The following is a 16,352-nucleotide window of genomic DNA, read 5'->3' as shown; positions in this document are numbered from 1 at the left end:
CCGGCGTGTTTACGCCGGCGGCAGCTCGAAGACCTGGCGCAGATAGGCCAGGTAGCCCGGGTCGTCGCACATGCTCTTGCCCGGCGAATCGCTGAGCTTGGCCACCGGCTGGCCGTTGCAGCGGACCATCTTGATGACGATGTTGAGCGGCGTTGGCCCCAGATCATTGGTCAGGTGGGTGCCGACGCCGAAGGCGACCTGGCAGCGACCACGGAAGTAGTCGTACAGGCGCATCACCTTGGCGATGTCGAGCCCATCGCTGAACACCAGCACCTTGCTGCGTGCATCCACCCGGCGCTGCTGGAAATGCGCCAGCATGCGGTCGCCCCAGTCGAACGGATCGCCGGAGTCATGGCGGACGCCGTCGAACAGCTTGCAGAAGTACATGTCGAAGTCGCGCAGGAACGCATCCAGGCCGACCACGTCGGACAGCGCGATGCCGAGGTCGCCGCGATACTCGCGTGCCCACGATTCCAGTGCCGCCACCTGCGAATCGCGCAGGCGTGGGCCCAGCGCCTGGAATGCCTGCAGGTACTCATGGGCCATGGTGCCGTGCGGGGTCATGCCGTACAGGCGGGCGAAGTGCACGTTGCTGGTGCCGACCAGCTGCGGGCCGAGCGCATCGCGCAGCAGCGGCAGCAGACGGGCATGCCAGTCACGCGAGTAGCGGCGGCGGCTGCCGTAGTCGGCGATGCGGCACTGCTCGAACCCCGGGGTATCACGCAGCAGCGCGGCCTTGGCCTGCAGGCGGCGCTCGCCCTCGGCGAAGTCGGCGGTGGTGGTGTTGCGGAACCAGACTTCGTTGATGATCGCCAGCAGCGGCACTTCGAACAGAATGGTGTGCAGCCAGGGCCCGGTGATGTCCAGTTCGATCTCGCCGGGCACGGTCTTCGACGCGCGCAGCTGGATGTACTTGCGGTCGAGGTGGAACAGGCCGAGGAAATCGGCGAAGTCCGGCTTCACGAAGCGCAGGCCACGCATGTAGTCCAGCTCCGCGTCGCTGAAACGCAGGCTGCACAGGTGGTCGATCTCTTCGTCGATCTGGTCGATGTAATGGGCCAGGTCGATGCCGGGCGTGCGGCACTTGAACCGGTACTGCACCTGGGCGCCGGGGTGCTGGTGGAGCACCGCCTGCATCATGGTGAACTTGTACAGGTCGGTGTCGAGCAGGGACTGGATGATAGGCATGGGGCGGATTATGCGCCCGGCAGGGTGAACCGGGGTGCCTGCGGCCACACTCAGCTCACGGGAAACAACATTGGTAGATCCACGCCATGCGTGGATGCTCTTGCGGCGCTACAGCGCCTTGCGCAGCAGCTTCGGCACCAGCATCAGCGCGTGCGCCCAGATCGCGCCCCACACCGCTACCCGCACCGGCAGCGAACGCTGCCTGGCCTCGAACTTCTGGAAATAGCGCCACAGGCCCTTGTGCTTGTGCCATTCAACGAAGAACGGCCGCGAGCGGCTGGAGACGCCACGAACGTGGGTGACCTGCAGGTCATTGGCGATCGCCACCACTGCTCCGGCTTCGCGTGCACGCCGGCACAGGTCCAGGTCTTCGGCATGCAGACGATAGCCGGCGTCCCAACCTCCGATGCAGTCGAACAATGCACGCGGCATCATCAGCAGCGCACCGGACAGCGCCGGCACCCGCTGCAGCGCCTGCTGCGGGTCACGCGGCACCGCCAGCTTCGAGCCCTTGCCCGGCGAGCGCAGCATCATCAGGAAATCCGGGTCGCGGCGGCGCACGGCTTCGTCGGCATGGCCCTGCTCGTCCACCTGCTCGACACCGAGCAGGCAGTCGCCCAGTCCTTCCGCGCGGCTGCGCAGTGCGGCCAACGTCTCCGGTTCGACCATCAGGTCCGGGTTGATGAAGGCCAGCCATGGGCTGTGCGAATCGGCCACGCCCTGGTTGTTGGCGGCGGCAAAGCCGGGATTGTCCGGATTGCCGACGAAACGCACGCGCGGGTCGTGGCTGGCATGGCGCTGCACGATATCCAGCGTGCCATCCATCGAGCCATTGTCGATCACCCGGATCTCGGCCACGTCCTGCGCCTGGCGCAGACGCGAGAGGCAGGCGTCGATGGTGCTGCCGCTCTGGTAGGCGACGACGATGGCGGCAATGGCAACATTCAAGCAGGAGGCTCCGGCGCGGAAGACGAGACGAACAGGTCACCCTGTTCCTTCGGCATTATCGCCTGCCGCATGCGCTGCTGCAGATCGACACGCAGGCCATGCAGCGGATCGTGCATGAGGAAGTCAGCCAACCGTGGCACCCACCCCGGCCAGCGCGCGGCCAGGGCCTCGAGATCGCCATCACGGCTGACCGCCTCCCCTGCCCGGCTGACGAAGGCGGTCTCGCACAGCACGTTGCGCCATCCCAGGCCAGCCATGCGCAGGCTCAGGTCCACCAGTGCCGCGTTCCAGCCGGCGTAGCTGTCCACGTCCAGGCCGCCGGCGCGGCGACGCGCGTTGCCGCGCACCAGTACCGCGTGGGTGACCGCCGAGGGCAGCTCCGGATGCAGCACCGGCAGCGTGGCACAGGTGTGTGCCAGCAGCGCCGGGTCCTCTGGTTCGGGATTGATTTCGCCCAGCCGCGGCCATGCGGCTGTTTCGCCGGCATTGCACCACGGGGTTGCGGTGGCGATGGCGGCGTCGCGGGCGAAGGCATCCTGCAGCTGCTGCAGCCAGCCCGGCGCGGGCACGCTGTCCGGCGCCAGCACCGCCACGTCCATGCCCTCGCAGGCGCGCAGCATCTCATCCAGATGGGCGACCTCGCCCAACGGCCGCGCGCGGCGGGTGTATTCGGCCTGCAGTGGCGTATGCGCCAACCAATGCTCCACCACCGCCTGCGCACGCGGGCCGGTCTGCGCGTCATCGGCCAGCCAGACCGCGGTTCCCGGCGCGGTGCCGGCATCCAGCGCGGCCAGGCAGCGGTCGAGCGCGGCATCGTCCACGCACAGCGGCAACAACACGATCGCCCCCATCCCGCCTCCGTGGTTGTCGGTAGCCACAGCCTAGCACTGGGAGGGTATCGGCCGGGTTGCACCCGGCACCTGCAGAGGCCAGAGCCAGAGCCGAAGCAACAGCCGGAGCAAAAGCCGGGTTCCTGGGGGATGCCGGGGTGGGTCCGGTTGCGGGGGACGCTGCAAGTACGTCCATGTAAGCTCGGTCGCCGCATCCATGCGGCTCACGCCCCCACAACCGGACCCACCCCGCCTTCGACAGATCTCTGCGATCTGCAGTAGATCCACGCCATGCGTGGATGAATCTCCATCGGAATCGAATATTTCGAATTGGAATCGAAAAGCATCCACGCATGGCGTGGATCTACCGTGTCGACCAAGGTCGACACCTACCAACAGCAGCAGGAAACTGTCGAAGGCGGGGCACTGTGGGTTTGCGGGGTGTGAGCCGCATGGATGCGGCGACCAAGCCTCCATGGACGGATTTACGGCGTCCCCGCAAACCCACAGTGCCCCGCCCCCCCTCAGTAAACCCGCTGTTGCCGTTGCTCCAGCTCTGGCCTCTGCGGGGTGCCGGGCGCAGCCCGGCCGTAACCCCTTACTTCTTTGCGCGCGGCTGGTTCAGCGGTTCCATCGCGCGGAAGCGCTGGCTGTACTCGTCGGTCAGGGTGCGTGCCTCCTGCCCGTTGCGCACGATGCTCGGCGTCAGCAGCACGATCACCTCCGAACGACGGCTGGTGCGGCTCTTCTGCCCGAACAGTGCGCCCACCACCGGAATCCGGCTCAGGCCGGGGATGCCGCTGCTGCCATCGGTGCCCGTGTCGGTGATCAGGCCGGCCAGCATGATGGTGTCGCCGCTCTGCACCGCCGCTTCGGTCGACAGCTTCTTGGTGGAAATCCGCGGGTTGCAGTTGCGCTCCTGCGGGTTGCAGTTCTCCGGCACGTTCGAGGCGCTGCTCACTTCCTGCACGATGTCGAGGAACACCGTGCCGTCGCGGGTGACGCGCGGGCGCACCTTCAGGATCACGCCGGTGTCGATGTACTGCACCGAGCTGTAGCTGCTGGTGCCGATACCGGTGTTCACCGTGGTGGTATTGATCGGCACCTTGTCACCCACGTTGAGCGTGGCCTCGGCGTTGTTGCGCACGAACACCGAGGGGGTCTGCAGCAGGCGCACATCGGTGACCTTGTCCAGCGCGCTCACCACCGCCGCGCCATTGTGGCCGGTGAACGCCCAGCCCAGGCCTTCGCCACCGGTCGCGGCACCGGCGAAGCTGCTCCAGGAACCGCCGGCGGCGGCCGGCAGGGTCACGCCGGCCAATGCGCCGGTCAGCGCGCGCCCGGCCACCGCGTTGTCGAAGAACCAGTTCACGCCGTACTTCAGGTCCCCCTCCAGTGCGACCTCGGCCACCTGCGCTTCGATATGCACCTGCAGCGGCATCACGTCCAGCTTCTCGATCACTTCGCGGATCGAACGCCAGGCCTGCGGGGTCGAGCGCACCAGCAGGGTGTTGGTTTCCTCCACCGCCGACACGCCCACGCGATCGCCTTCCACTTCCAGGCTGACGCTGACATTGCCGGACTGGCGCTGCGGCAGGTTCATGCTGCCGTTGCCGGTGCCACTGGAGCCACTGCCCGGCGTCGAACCGAAATTGCTGCTGTTGTTGCTGTCCATGCCACGGTCACCGTCGCTGCCCAGCTGCGACGGCATTGCACCCGGCGCCAGCGAGGCCGGGCTGGAACCGCCGCGGTTGCCGCTGCTGGCGAAGGCTTCACTGAGGCGTTCGGCCAGATCGCGCGCCTTGATGTAGCGCAGCTCATAGGAGAACAGGCGGGCGCTGCCACCGGCGGTGTCGATGCGGTCCAGCCACTGCTGGATCTGGTCCAGGTAACGCACCTGCGGGGTGATCACCAGCACCGCGTTGGCGTTTTCCAGCGGCAGGAAGCGGAACATGCCGGCGCTGGGCGTCTTGCTCTCCTCGCCGAACACCTTCTCCAGGTCGGCGGCCACCTGCTCGGCCTTGCCGGACTGGATCGGGAACACGCCCACCGACATGCCCGACAGCCAGTCGACATCGAAGATCTCGACGGTGCGCATGTAGTTTTCCAGCTCGGCGCGGGTACCGCCCAGGGTGATCACGTTGCGGCCGCTGTCGACGTTGACGATGGCGTTGGGGCGCGCGTACGGCTCCAGCACCTTCTTCATTTCAGTTGCGGAGATGAACTGCAGCGGGATCACCCGTACCTCGAAGCCACGCGCACTGGCTGCCGGCGCCGTGCTCGGCGCGACAGTGCCGGCCAATGCCTGATCGGCGGCGACGATGTTGTAGCGGCCGCCGCTGTAGACCATGCGGGCATTGTTCCAGCCCAGCACCATCTCCAGCAGGTTCAACGCCTGCGCCGGCGACACCGGCTTGGGCGTGGCCAGGGTGACTGTGCCCTGCACCCCCGGTGCGATCACGTAGTTCTGGCCCAGCATGTCACCGAGGATGGCCTTGACCACCGCATGCACCGATTCGCCTTCGAAATTGAAGGTTGCTTCACCGGTGCTGGCGCCATGCAGTGCCGGAGCCGGTGCGCGTGCTGCTTCGCGGTTGATCATGGTGCCGGTGCCACGGCGGATCACCGCCTGCGGAGCGCCCTGGGCGTCACGGGCAGCATCAGCGGCGACTTCGGCCGCCTGACCGGCCTCGGCAGTGGGCGACAGATTGCCCTTGCGCTGCACATGCGGTGCGGACACGGTGCTGCAGCCGACCAGCAGCGCGAGGGCAAAGGACCAGGGAAGGAAACGCAGGCTCATGCATTCACTCTATCGGTTGGTGCCATCGCCCGGGGGCGGCGACGGTTGTTGCTGCTGTTGTTGTTGCTGCAGCTGGCGGCGACGGGCCTGGATGCGTTCGCGGATGGCCTGCATCTGCGCTTCGCTGGGGCCGTTGTTGTTGGCAGGCGGTGTGGCGGCCGCCGCAGCCGAGGATGCTGGCGCACTGCCAGCAGGCGACGGCGATGCGGTTGCCGCAGCCGGCGGCGGTGCCGGCGGAGCGCCTGCCGGGGGCGGCACAACGATCGCACCGGCCGGTGGCGCACCGTTGGCGCCGCGCAGCACGGTCGGCGGTTCACCCCCCTGCCCGTTGAATACCGCCAGTTCCAGCACCTGGTTGCCACCGGGGCCGATCACGGTGGCCTGGCGCGGCTGCAGTGCGACCAGCTGCCAGCCGTCGACGGCTTCACCGTTGAGGCGCAGGCGCAGCGAGCGGTTCTGTTCGGTGGTGAAGGTGGCCATGCCGAAGTCGCCGGTCAGCAGCACGCCGGTCAGGCGCAGCGCGGCGCTGGCGGCGGGCTCGCTGCCGCCGAGCAGGTAGGGCTTCGGCCTGCGGTCCTCGGCGAACAGCGGTCGCTCGCCGATCGCGCTGTAGCTGTCGGCGCTGGCCATGCGTTCTGCGGCCAACGGCGGCAGCACCGGCAACGAAGGCACCGCATCGGCATCACCGTCCGCACCTGGCAGCTGGCTGCCCAGACCGAAGCCGGTGGCCAGCCAGACCGCTGCCGCCCAGCCGGCCAGTGCCAGCAGGAAGCCGGTGCGCAGGCTGATCTGCTCAAGCTTCATCGGCCACCTCCTGCCCTTCTTCCGGCGCAGCCGGTGCGGCGGCCGGTGCAGGTGTGGCCGAAGGCGGTTGCGGCGCCGCGCCCGGTTCGGCTGCAGGTGCCGGCGCAGCGCCATCGGCCGCAGCACCGGGCAGCAGGTAACCTGCCAGTTCGAACGACACGTCCAGGCCGAGCCCGGACTCGTTGGGCGACTGCTGGAAGCGCTGCGCGATCAGGTTGAGGTTGTCGACGAACAGGCGCGGGCTGCCGGTTTCCAGGCTGTGCAGCACCGTGGCCAGTTCGGCCACACCGCAACGCAGGCGCACCTGCATGGCCACGCGCACGAATTCGGCGTCACGGCGGTTGTCGGTCAGTGGCGTGCGGTTGCTGATGGTGCAGCTGCGGTTGCCCGGGCTGGCCATCGCCACCGCATCCTGCAGCTTCGCGCCCAGCGCAGCGGCCGCAGCTTCGGCGGTGGCTTCGCGCAGGAAGCCCGGCCGCTGCTGCAGTGCCTCGCGGGTGGCGCGCAGGCGCTGTTCGATCTGCGGCTGCTGCTGCAGCTGCGCCTGCACGCGCTGCTCGCGCTCGCGCAGGGCAGCCACGTCGGCGTCGATTTCGCGCAGTGGCTGGGTGAACCAGGGGTGCACCAGCAGCAGGTACGCCAGGCCCAGCACTGCCAGCAGCAGCGCCAGTGCCAGCCAGCGGTCACGGCGTGCGCTTGGCATCGGCATCGGCCGCCTCCCGGGTCGGGGCCGCAGCCGGCAACGGCTGCAGTTCGGCGGTCATGGTGAAGCGGTCACGGCCACTGGCGGCGCCATCGGCCTGCAGTACGCCGGTCAGATTGACCTTGCGCCACTGCGGTGCGTCCTGCAGCAGCTGCACCAGCTGCGAGGCCTCGCGACTCAGGCCGATCAGCTGCAGGTTGTTGTTCTCGATGGCCAGCTTTTCCAGGTAGGTGCCCTCCGGCAGGCGCCGGGTCAGTTCATTCCAGATTTCCACCGTTCCGGCGCGCTGGCTGCGCTGCTTTTCCAGGAATGCGGCACCATCGATCAGCGCCTGCAGCTGCGCGCGTTCGCTGGCGACACCACGCGCACTGCGTGCACTGCGCTCGACCTGCACACGCAGTTCGTCGGCGGCGGCGCGGCGGTTGTCGAGCAGCTGCAGGGCCGCCAGCACCAGCATCACCAGTGCGGCCACAGCCAGCAGCACATTCCAGCGCCGCGTCGGGTCTGCCCGCAGCTGGCGCTGCCCCGGTGGCAGCAGATTCACCTGCAGGGGTTCACCCTCGGTGTCGATGGCATCGACACCGGCCAGTGCATCGGCCCATTCGCCCACGCTGGCCCGCCACGCCTCAAGCTGGCGCAGTGGCCAGGCGATCAGTTCGACCTGCAGCTGGCCCTCGGCGGCGCCCCCGAGTTCACGCACGTCATAGCTGACCTGGCTGGATTCGAACGGCGTCTGGCGGTCGATCTCGAAACCGACCACGGCGCGCAGCCGGTCGGCCGCAGCCGCAGGCAGGCGCAGATGACGACGCAGTACCTCGCTGGCCGGCAGCAGCCACACCCGCGGCAGGCTGCGCAGTCGCGGTTCCAGCACGCGGTCCAGTTCGGCCGGCGACAGCGGCCATGGCACGCTGGCAACTGCTTCCCGGCGTTCTCCGGCCTCTCGCCAGACCTGCAGCTGCTCACCCTGGCGCTGCAGCAGCAGGCGCGCCTGTGCCCAGCCCAGTGCCCACTGCCAACGTGCCGGCACCCAGGCCAGCAGCGATTGCCGCCACCAGCGCAGGAAACGGCCGGCGCCAGGGCCGATCCGGCCCTGCACCTGCCGCACACTGTCCTGCCATGCCGTCATCTTGCTGTCATTCCCTGCTCCCAGCGAAGCACTGTGTAGGACCGCCCGGGAACCCCGCCCGAGCCATTGCGTACCACTGCCTGCAACACCGACCGGCGTCCACTGCCGTCGGTTGCACGAGACTCGATACTATAGGTGCCGCTGCTGCTGGCAAGCGTTGTCGCACCGCCAGCGGTATCTGCGTCACGCTCCTGCTGTGCGCGCTGCGCCAGCACGGTATCCGCATCCAGGCCCAGTGCGGTCAGCACCGGCGCGCTGGCGAACTGGGGATCCGGGCGTGCCTGGCGGCTGTACAGGGTCAGGTGCGGCAGCATGGCCTTGTACAGCGGGCCGCGCATGCCCAGTACCCGCTGCAGTTCTCCGAGCGTCTCGAAACGCTTGTTGCGTGGGCCATACGGCAACCCCGCCGCCGCATAGTCCTGGGCTTCGGCACCGCCGCCCGGCTGCAGCAGGCTGTCTTCATCACGCCAGTCGACAATGGCACCGGCCAGCTGCCGGGCTGCCCCTTCGTCTTCGCCGAGCGCCTTGAGGAACGCGGTCAGCAAGGTCACGTCGGCCAGGTTCAGGTTGATCTTGCCGTTCTCGTCCAGCACCTTGATCTCGATGCTGGCGTCATCGAACTGCCAGCGGTAGGTTCGGCCATCAGCGCGCCAGGGCGCCCGCAGCGGATCGGCGGACAGGCGCAGCAGCGCGTACTCCAGGCCGGCGCGCGCCCGTTCCTGGCCGCGTGCATCGTCATCCAGCACCCGCTGCTGCAGATGCTCGACCCGTGCGCTCAGCGCGAACGCACCGACCAGCGCGGTCATCAATGCGATCAACCACAGCACCAGTACCAGTGCCGCACCGTGTTGCCGGTTCATCGCGCGCCTCCGCTGCCACCGTTACGCGGCGCCACCACCAGCGTCGGCCAGGGCGCGCCCTTGGCCGGGACGATCTTGATCTCCACCAGCATCGGCAGGCGGCGGGTATCGTCCCAGCGCGGCATCCAGTCGCTCACCTGGCCGGTACTGGCATCGATGCCGCGATAGCGCAGTTGTACCGACTTCAGGTGTTCCACCAGCACTTCCGGCGGGCGCGGCGGGTTCTCGGCGATGCGCTCGCCTTCCTGCAGCAGCACCAGGTCCAGCAGCAGGCGCTGCTGGTCATCGCGGCCGTCCACCTGCAGCGCGTGCAGGTAGGGTCCGCCGCGGCCGAGGTAGCCCGGCAGATCGGCGGCGAACAATATGCGCTGCTCTTCGCCCTGGAAGAAGATCGGTTCGCGGGTGGGATCGGGTACTTCCAGCGGCGTGCGCAGCGCACCGGCCAGCTGCCGCCGCAACAGCGACTGCACCGCGCGCATGCGCTCACTCTCGGCCGCGATCTGCTCGCCACGCTGACTGACCGCCATTGCCGAGCGGACGCTGGCGAACGCCAGCGCCAGGCCACCGGCCAGCAGCACCGTGGCCAGCATCACTTCAACCAGCGTGAAACCCGCGGCGCGGCGCTTCATCGCGCGCTCTCCAGGTCCGGCGGCAGCAGGCGCAGGCTGCGCCAGCGCAGCTGCTCGCGTTCGCTGTCGCCCCAACGCACCTGCAGCTGCAGTTCGGCCAGCCAGGGGGCACCGGCCGACTGTGACTGCACGGCGTTGCCGGCACGTGGCTCCACCCACGGCTGCACCTGCAGCTCCCAGTGGTAGCGTCCCTGTTCCCAGTCGCCCTGCTGGCTACCCACCTGCAGTGGCGTGGCGACACCGGTTTCGGCCAGCAGCGACTGCGCATGCAGTATCGCGCGCGTGCGCAGCTCGGCCTCGCGCACCTGCCTGGCACCACCGGACAGACTGCCCAGCAGCAGGGTCAGCGCCAGCCCGAGCAGGGCAAAGGCGATGATCACTTCCAGCAGGGTGAAGCCGCGAACGTGCCGCTTCATTGTGCCCGCCAGGGGCCGGAGCGGACCTCACCGGTCAGCCAGCCCACGTCGATGCGCCATTCGGCATCGTCACGCTGCAGCCGGATGCGGCCACCGCTGGAGCCACCATCGGGATGGAACTCGATCACGCCCTGCCCTGGCGCGGTGGCCAGCTGCGCGGCGCCTTCGAACTGCACCTGCAGCTGTGCCGGCACGTCACCATGGCGCTGGTTGGCGCCTTCCCAGCGCCGCTTTGCCGGTTCGATGACAAAGCGCTGCGGCTCGCCGCGGGCGATCGCCTGCGCGCGTACCACCCGCAGCTGGTTGGCGATGTCCTTGCCGGCGCTGCGCAGCTGCATGCCGGCGAAGCCGCGCGACAGGCCGGCGGCGGTAATCAGGCCGATCGCTGCGATCAGCGCGATCACCAGCAGCATTTCCAGCAGCGACAGGCCCGCTGCGCGCCTGCCGTGCAGGCGCGGGCGAGGCAGCCGGCGCGGCAGGAAATACGTCATGCAGGATTACGGCTGGTAGCGGATGTCGGCATCGACGCTGCTGCCGCCGGCCTTGCCATCCTTGCCGAGGCTGATCAGCTCGTACGGCTGGCCTTCGCCCGGCGCACGGTACTCCAGCGCGTGGCCCCACGGGTCGTTCAGGTCAGCCGGCTTGGCATACGGCCCCAGCCAGCCACCGACACCCGCCGGTGCGGTCACCAGATCGTTGAGCGAGCCGGGCAGCTTGCCGGTATCGATCTGGTAGTTGTCGACCTTGGACGCAACGGTCTGCACCTGCGCCTTGGCGATGTTGGCCTTGCCGCGATCGGCGCCGCCCAGCACGCGGCTGGCGACCAGGGTCAGCACCGCACCGATCAGCACGATGACGATGATGATTTCCAGCAGGCTCATGCCCGACTGGTTGCGCGCGGCGGTGAAGGAAAGGCGGATCGGTCGACGGGAAGCAATCATGGTCGGTCCTTTCAGTTGCGGAGTGTCGGGGTTGCGTAGGGATCCATCGTCAACCGATGGCATTGGTCAGGTCGTACAGCGGTACCAGCACGGCAACGATCACCGCACCGACCACCGAGGCCAGCACCAGGGTGATCGCCGGCACCATCGCCGCCAGCAGGCGGTCGATGCGCCGGGCGCTGTCCTGTTCGAAGGTATCGGCGGCTTTCAGCAGCATGGTATCGAGTGCACCGGATTCCTCGCCGACCTGGATCATCTGCAGTGCCAGGCGCGGGAAACGCTTGCCGCGCGACAGCGCCAGCGACAGGCCGGTACCGTTCTTCACTTCATCCGCGGCGGCTTCCACATCGGCGGCCAGCGCGCGGTTGCCCAGCACGTTGCGGGCGATGCCCAAGGCACCCAGCAGCGGCACGCCATTGCGCAGCAGCGTGCCCAGCGTGCGGGCCAGCCGCGCGGTTTCCAGTTCACCGAGCAGGCGGCCAATGCCGCGACGCTGCAGCAGCCAGCCATCCAGCGCCAGCCGGAAGGCTGGTTGCCGCGCCTTGCGTTCGAAGAACAGCGCAAGTATCCCTGGCACCACCAGCAGCAACACCCACCAGTCGCGCACGAACAGGCCCAGCTGCAGCACCGCGTTGGTGAACCACGGCAGCGCCACATCCAGGCTTTCGTACATCTGCGCGAACTGCGGCACCACGTAGCCGAGCAGGAACAGCAGCGCGCCGCCCACCACCACCAGCAGGATGGCCGGGTACACCAGCGCGTTGATCACCTTGTCCTGCAGCGCGCGGCTGCGTTCGAGGTAGTCGGCCAGGCGCTGCAGGGTTTCGTGCAGGCTGCCGCCGGCTTCACCGGCCCGCACCATGTTCACGTACAGGCGCGAGAACAACCCATGCTGGCGCTCCAGTGCGGTCGACAGCGGCGCGCCACCGCGCACCACATCGCGGATGTCGGTGATCGCGCGGCGCGAGCGTTCGTCTTCGGGCAACCCGAGCAGGATCGACAGCGCGCGATCCAGCGGCTGGCCTGCACCGAGCAGTGTCGCCAGCTGCTGGGTGAACTGCAGCAATGCAGCGCCCTGCAGCGGCCGTTGGCGGAACAGGTTGCGCCAGGTACTGCCACCGATCGCACCGCCATCGGCCAGCTGGGTCTCCATCGGCAGATGGCCCTGGTCCTGCAGGCGCGCGACCAGCTCGGCCTCGCTTGCCGCTTCCATCTGCCCGTCGAAGATCTCGCCGTGCGGATTCAGTGCCTTGTAACGGTAGGTCGGCATGTCAGCCCCGGCGTCCTGCGCGCATCAGCTTTCCTCGGTGACACGCAGGACTTCCTCGATGGTCGTCTGACCACTGAGGGCCTTGGACAGGCCATCTTCGTACATCGTGCGCATGCCGGCTTCGCGGGCAATGCGTTCGATCTCGCCCATGCCGTCGCGGCGCATCACCGCGCGCCGCAGCGCGTCGTTCATCACCAGGAATTCCATGATGGTGGTCCGGCCGAGGTAACCGGTCGGCGCCAGCGCGGAAGGCTTCGGGCGATACAGGTGGATCGGTCCTTCCGGCTGCAGGCGGCGCAGCTCGAAGCGTTCGATCTCCTCCGGCGAGGCTTCATAGCGCTCGGCATGGGTCGGCTCCAGCCGACGCACCAGGCGCTGGGCCAGGATGCCGTTGATGGTGGAGGTAAGCAGGTAGTCTTCCACGCCCATGTCGAGCAGGCGGGTGATGCCGCCGGCTGCGTTGTTGGTATGCAGGGTGGACAGCACCAGGTGGCCGGTCAGCGCCGACTGGATCGCGATGCGCGCGGTTTCCAGGTCGCGCATTTCGCCGATCATGATGATGTCCGGGTCCTGGCGCACGATGCTGCGCAGGGCGTTGGCAAAGTCCAGGCCGATCTGCGGCTTGGCCTGGATCTGGTTGATGCCTTCGATCTGGTATTCCACCGGGTCTTCGACCGTGATGATCTTGACGTCGGCAGTGTTCAGCTGGCTCAGCGCGGTGTACAGCGTGGTGGTCTTGCCTGAACCGGTCGGGCCGGTCACCAGCAGGATGCCGTGCGGCTGTTCCAGCACCTTGCGGAACTGCGGCAGGAAGGCGTCAGTGAAACCGAGACGATGGAAATCGAACACCACCGTTTCGCGGTCCAGCAATCGCATCACCACGCTTTCGCCGTGCGCGGTCGGCACCGTGCTCACGCGCAGGTCCAGCTCCTTGCCCTGCACGCGCAGCATGATGCGGCCGTCCTGCGGCAGGCGGCGCTCGGCGATGTTGAGCCGGGCCATGATCTTGATGCGGCTGATCACCGCAGCAGTGAGGTTGGCCGGCGGGCTTTCGCCTTCCACCAGCACGCCATCGACGCGGTAACGCACCTTCAACCGGCTTTCGAACGGTTCGACATGGATGTCCGAAGCGCGCAGTTCCACCGCGCGCTGGATCACCAGGTTGACCAGGCGGATCACCGGCGCTTCCGAGGCGAGGTCACGCAGATGCTCGATATCATCGACCGCACCGCCCTCGCCATCGGCGGTTTCGACGATCGCGCCCATCGCGCTGCGGCCCTGGCCGAACCAGCGTTCGACCAGGTCATCAATTTCTGCGCGCATGCCCAGCACCGGTGTCACCGGTACACCCAGTGCCAGCTGCACGGCCTGCTGCGGATAAGGATCATGGGCATCGGCCAGCCACAGCCGGACCCCCTGTTCATCCAGCGCGAGCGGGCAGACATGGAACTGCTTGAGGAAGCGCAGCGACAACGGCAAGCCTTCCGCCAGCCCTTGTGGCGGTGCTTCCGGCAGCTGTTTGCCTTCCAGCAGCGGCAGCCCCAGCACTTCGGCGCTGGCCTGGGCCTGGTCACGCTCGGAGACCAGCCCCAGCCGCACCAGCAGGCCCAGCAGGCTGCCGCCGGCCTCTGCGTGCAGCGGCCGCGCACGTGCCAGATCGCCTTCCTTCAGCCGGCCGCGCGCCAGCAGCGCATCCAGGATGCGGCCTTCAGCGTCGTCGGCAGCGGCGGTAGCAGCAAGCGCGTTCACATGACTCTCCTGTCAATCGGCTCGACTTTAACAGTTAAGCCATGATTTCCGCCGCCCCTGCGCCACCTTTCGTAAAAAGACGAAGCCCGTCACATGGGATGACGGGCTTCGGCCATTCAACTACGACAGTTCAAGCTTACTGCGTGGCGAGAATGCTCACCCCGTTGTAGGCCGCTTCACCCACCACCTTGATGTAGTAGGTGGCCGCCACCGGCTTGGTCACCCGCACCGTCTCGGAGGTGCCCGGACGGGTCGACTTGGCGTCGTTGTCGCTGGCACTGGGCTCACGGCCTTCAGCCACGTAGACCGAAACGTTGCCGGTGCCACCGTAGGTGATCACGCTGAACTGCTTGCCGGCAGCCGCTTCGAAGCTGTAGAGCTTGCTGCTGCCGGCCGCACCGGACAGGCCACCGACGGCAGCCTTGTTGGTCAGCGGCGTGGCCACCGGCCCGCAGTTCTCGGTGCACGGTTCTTCCAGTGCCTTGGCCAGCGCGGCCTTGGCATCGAGGATGCCGGTACCGATCGGCGTGGCTGCCGGGATGGCGACCGGGAACGGACGTGCGGTTTCCTTCAGCAGGGTACGCATCGCGGCCGGGGTCAGCGGATCCTTGCCCTTGGCGATCAGTGCGCTCTGCACCAGTGCAGCAACGGCGGCCACATGCGGCGAGGCCATCGAGGTACCGCCCATGCCCATGTAGCCCGGCGTGCCCGATTCCGGCGTGGTCGCCGCATTGGAGCCGGTCTGCCAGATGTAGCCACCCGGGTTGCCGTCGACACTGCCGCCGCCACCCGGACCGGACAGGTCCACGCGGGTGCCATAGTTGGAGTAGTAGGTGATGCCACCGGTGATGCGCGTGGCACCCACGGTCACCACGCCTTCGCAGCTGGCCGGACGGTACTTGGACGCGTTGTCGGTCTCATTGCCGGCCGCCACCACCACCGTGGTACCGCGCGAGATGGCGCCGTTGATGGCGTCCTGGTAGGTGCTGCCGCAGGCGCCGCTGCCGCCCAGGCTCATGTTGATGATCTCGGCCGGGTTGGTGTTGGCCGGGATGCCGGTCACCGTGCCACCCGATGCCCAGACCACCGCGTCGGCGATGTCGGACAGGTAGCCGCCGCACTTGCCCAGCACGCGCACCGGCAGCACCTTGGCCTTGTAGGCGACACCGGCCATGCCGACGCCGTTGTTGGTCTGCTCGGCGACGGTGCCGGCGACGTGGGTGCCGTGCCAGGAACTGTCCTCGGCCAGCGAGCCGTCATAGCACTCGTTGTCGTTCTCGACCCAGTCACCGTAGTCCTGCGCACCCGGCACACGATCGTTGGTCGGGCGCCGCGAGGTCTCCGCATCGCTGATGAAGTCGTAACCCTCCAGCAGGTTGCCGACCAGGTCCGGATGCTGCGGCAGGATGCCGGTATCGATCACCGCCACCACGATGCCCTCACCCTGCGAGACATCCCATGCCGCCGGTGCGTTGATGCCGCCGACGGCGTTGTGCAGGTGCCACTGGTTCTGCTGGTAGAAGGGATCGTTCGGCACCAGCGCCGGCTGTACGTTGCCGGCACGCAGTTCGGTGCGGCGCAGCTTCACGTCGGCTTCGGCGTACTGCACCGACGGGTCAGCCTTCAGTTCCTTCAGCACACGCTGCAGTTCGGCCGGGGCCAGGCGGCCCTGCACACGGATCAGGTCCGCACCGGTAGCGAGCTTGCGTACCACCTGCGGGCCGAGGGTACTGGCACGTGAGGTACCGCCGGAGAGGCTGGCCCGGGTCAGCGCCGACTGCACGGTGGACAGCTTCGCCGAGCGGTCGGTGGCGGCGGCAGCGCCGGCCCGGTACTTGACGATGATGCGCTCGGCGCCCGGCTGGGCGGTGCTGGCCTGGCGCACCGGTTCGCGGGTCGGCAGGCCGGCGGCGTGGACGGCACCGACGGCCGTCATCGACAGCACGGCGGCGGCAAGCACATTGATGCGAAGGTTCTGCTTCTTGATCACGTCGAATTCCTCTTCTGGGTCATGGATCGAACCAACACTGCGGCCATCATTCCTTGACGACTCCCGGCCGGCCCAGCCGGGATTGCCGTGACCTCCCC

15 protein-coding genes are annotated in these 16,352 nt (G+C 68.0%); all 15 read right to left on the bottom strand.

Features of this window, described 5'->3' with window-relative positions:
- Positions 1–9: 9 nt before the first annotated feature.
- Positions 10–1,188: a nicotinate phosphoribosyltransferase gene (pncB, locus tag ACZK3W_RS02810; protein WP_010482009.1), complete on the bottom strand. Its 1,179-nt coding sequence runs from the start codon at positions 1,186–1,188 to the stop codon at positions 10–12.
- A 108-nt stretch (positions 1,189–1,296) separates the two neighbouring features.
- Positions 1,297–2,136 carry a glycosyltransferase family 2 protein gene (locus ACZK3W_RS02805; RefSeq protein ID WP_478450418.1) on the bottom strand — a complete coding sequence of 280 codons (840 nt, stop codon included), beginning with the start codon at positions 2,134–2,136 and terminating at the stop codon, positions 1,297–1,299.
- The gene (locus ACZK3W_RS02800) at positions 2,133–2,987 is read right to left on the bottom strand and encodes a glycosyltransferase family 2 protein (RefSeq protein WP_329810702.1); all 855 of its coding nucleotides are present in this window, start codon (positions 2,985–2,987) and stop codon (positions 2,133–2,135) included. Before ACZK3W_RS02800 ends, ACZK3W_RS02805 begins: the two co-directional genes overlap by 4 nt.
- Before the next feature lie 577 nt (positions 2,988–3,564).
- Complete coding sequence (gspD, locus tag ACZK3W_RS02795) at positions 3,565–5,766, bottom strand: type II secretion system secretin GspD (RefSeq protein WP_032130125.1); 2,202 nt, start codon at positions 5,764–5,766, stop codon at positions 3,565–3,567.
- A 9-nt stretch (positions 5,767–5,775) separates the two neighbouring features.
- Complete coding sequence (locus tag ACZK3W_RS02790) at positions 5,776–6,570, bottom strand: hypothetical protein (protein ID WP_032130126.1); 795 nt, start codon at positions 6,568–6,570, stop codon at positions 5,776–5,778.
- Positions 6,560–7,279 (bottom strand): type II secretion system protein GspM, encoded by a 720-nt coding sequence (gspM, locus tag ACZK3W_RS02785; RefSeq protein ID WP_032130127.1) that lies wholly within the window; start codon positions 7,277–7,279, stop codon positions 6,560–6,562. Before gspM ends, ACZK3W_RS02790 begins: the two co-directional genes overlap by 11 nt.
- Positions 7,254–8,399: a PilN domain-containing protein gene (locus tag ACZK3W_RS02780; RefSeq protein ID WP_478450417.1), complete on the bottom strand. Its 1,146-nt coding sequence runs from the start codon at positions 8,397–8,399 to the stop codon at positions 7,254–7,256. Before ACZK3W_RS02780 ends, gspM begins: the two co-directional genes overlap by 26 nt.
- Entirely contained in the window at positions 8,396–9,259 is an 864-nt protein-coding gene (locus tag ACZK3W_RS02775) for a type II secretion system minor pseudopilin (RefSeq protein WP_285303253.1), read from the bottom strand. Before ACZK3W_RS02775 ends, ACZK3W_RS02780 begins: the two co-directional genes overlap by 4 nt.
- On the bottom strand, positions 9,256–9,888 hold the full coding sequence (locus ACZK3W_RS02770) for a type II secretion system protein J (RefSeq protein ID WP_478450416.1): 633 nt from the start codon (positions 9,886–9,888) through the stop codon (positions 9,256–9,258). Before ACZK3W_RS02770 ends, ACZK3W_RS02775 begins: the two co-directional genes overlap by 4 nt.
- The gene (gene xpsI, locus ACZK3W_RS02765; RefSeq protein ID WP_032130131.1) at positions 9,885–10,304 is read right to left on the bottom strand and encodes a type II secretion system protein XpsI; all 420 of its coding nucleotides are present in this window, start codon (positions 10,302–10,304) and stop codon (positions 9,885–9,887) included. The genes ACZK3W_RS02770 and xpsI overlap by 4 nt, the downstream gene beginning before the upstream one ends.
- On the bottom strand, positions 10,301–10,795 hold the full coding sequence (gene xpsH, locus ACZK3W_RS02760) for a type II secretion system protein XpsH (RefSeq protein ID WP_032130132.1): 495 nt from the start codon (positions 10,793–10,795) through the stop codon (positions 10,301–10,303). Before xpsH ends, xpsI begins: the two co-directional genes overlap by 4 nt.
- Positions 10,796–10,801: 6 nt before the next feature.
- Positions 10,802–11,245 carry a type II secretion system major pseudopilin GspG gene (gene gspG, locus ACZK3W_RS02755; protein ID WP_004142831.1) on the bottom strand — a complete coding sequence of 148 codons (444 nt, stop codon included), beginning with the start codon at positions 11,243–11,245 and terminating at the stop codon, positions 10,802–10,804.
- A gap of 49 nt (positions 11,246–11,294) precedes the next feature.
- Positions 11,295–12,515: a type II secretion system protein XpsF gene (gene xpsF, locus ACZK3W_RS02750; protein ID WP_478450415.1), complete on the bottom strand. Its 1,221-nt coding sequence runs from the start codon at positions 12,513–12,515 to the stop codon at positions 11,295–11,297.
- Positions 12,516–12,539: 24 nt separating this feature from the next.
- A complete protein-coding gene (gspE, locus tag ACZK3W_RS02745) occupies positions 12,540–14,264 on the bottom strand; it encodes a type II secretion system ATPase GspE (RefSeq protein WP_049424954.1) in 1,725 nt (574 codons plus the stop codon).
- 136 nt (positions 14,265–14,400) lie between these two features.
- A complete protein-coding gene (locus ACZK3W_RS02740) occupies positions 14,401–16,254 on the bottom strand; it encodes a S8 family peptidase (RefSeq protein ID WP_121504852.1) in 1,854 nt (617 codons plus the stop codon).
- Positions 16,255–16,352: the final 98 nt, after the last annotated feature.

The sequence above is a fragment of the Stenotrophomonas sp. 80084_Sma genome, assembly GCF_056481995.1.
The sequence above is the reverse complement of the archived record's forward strand: the minus strand, read 5'-3'. Positions and strand labels throughout refer to the sequence as shown.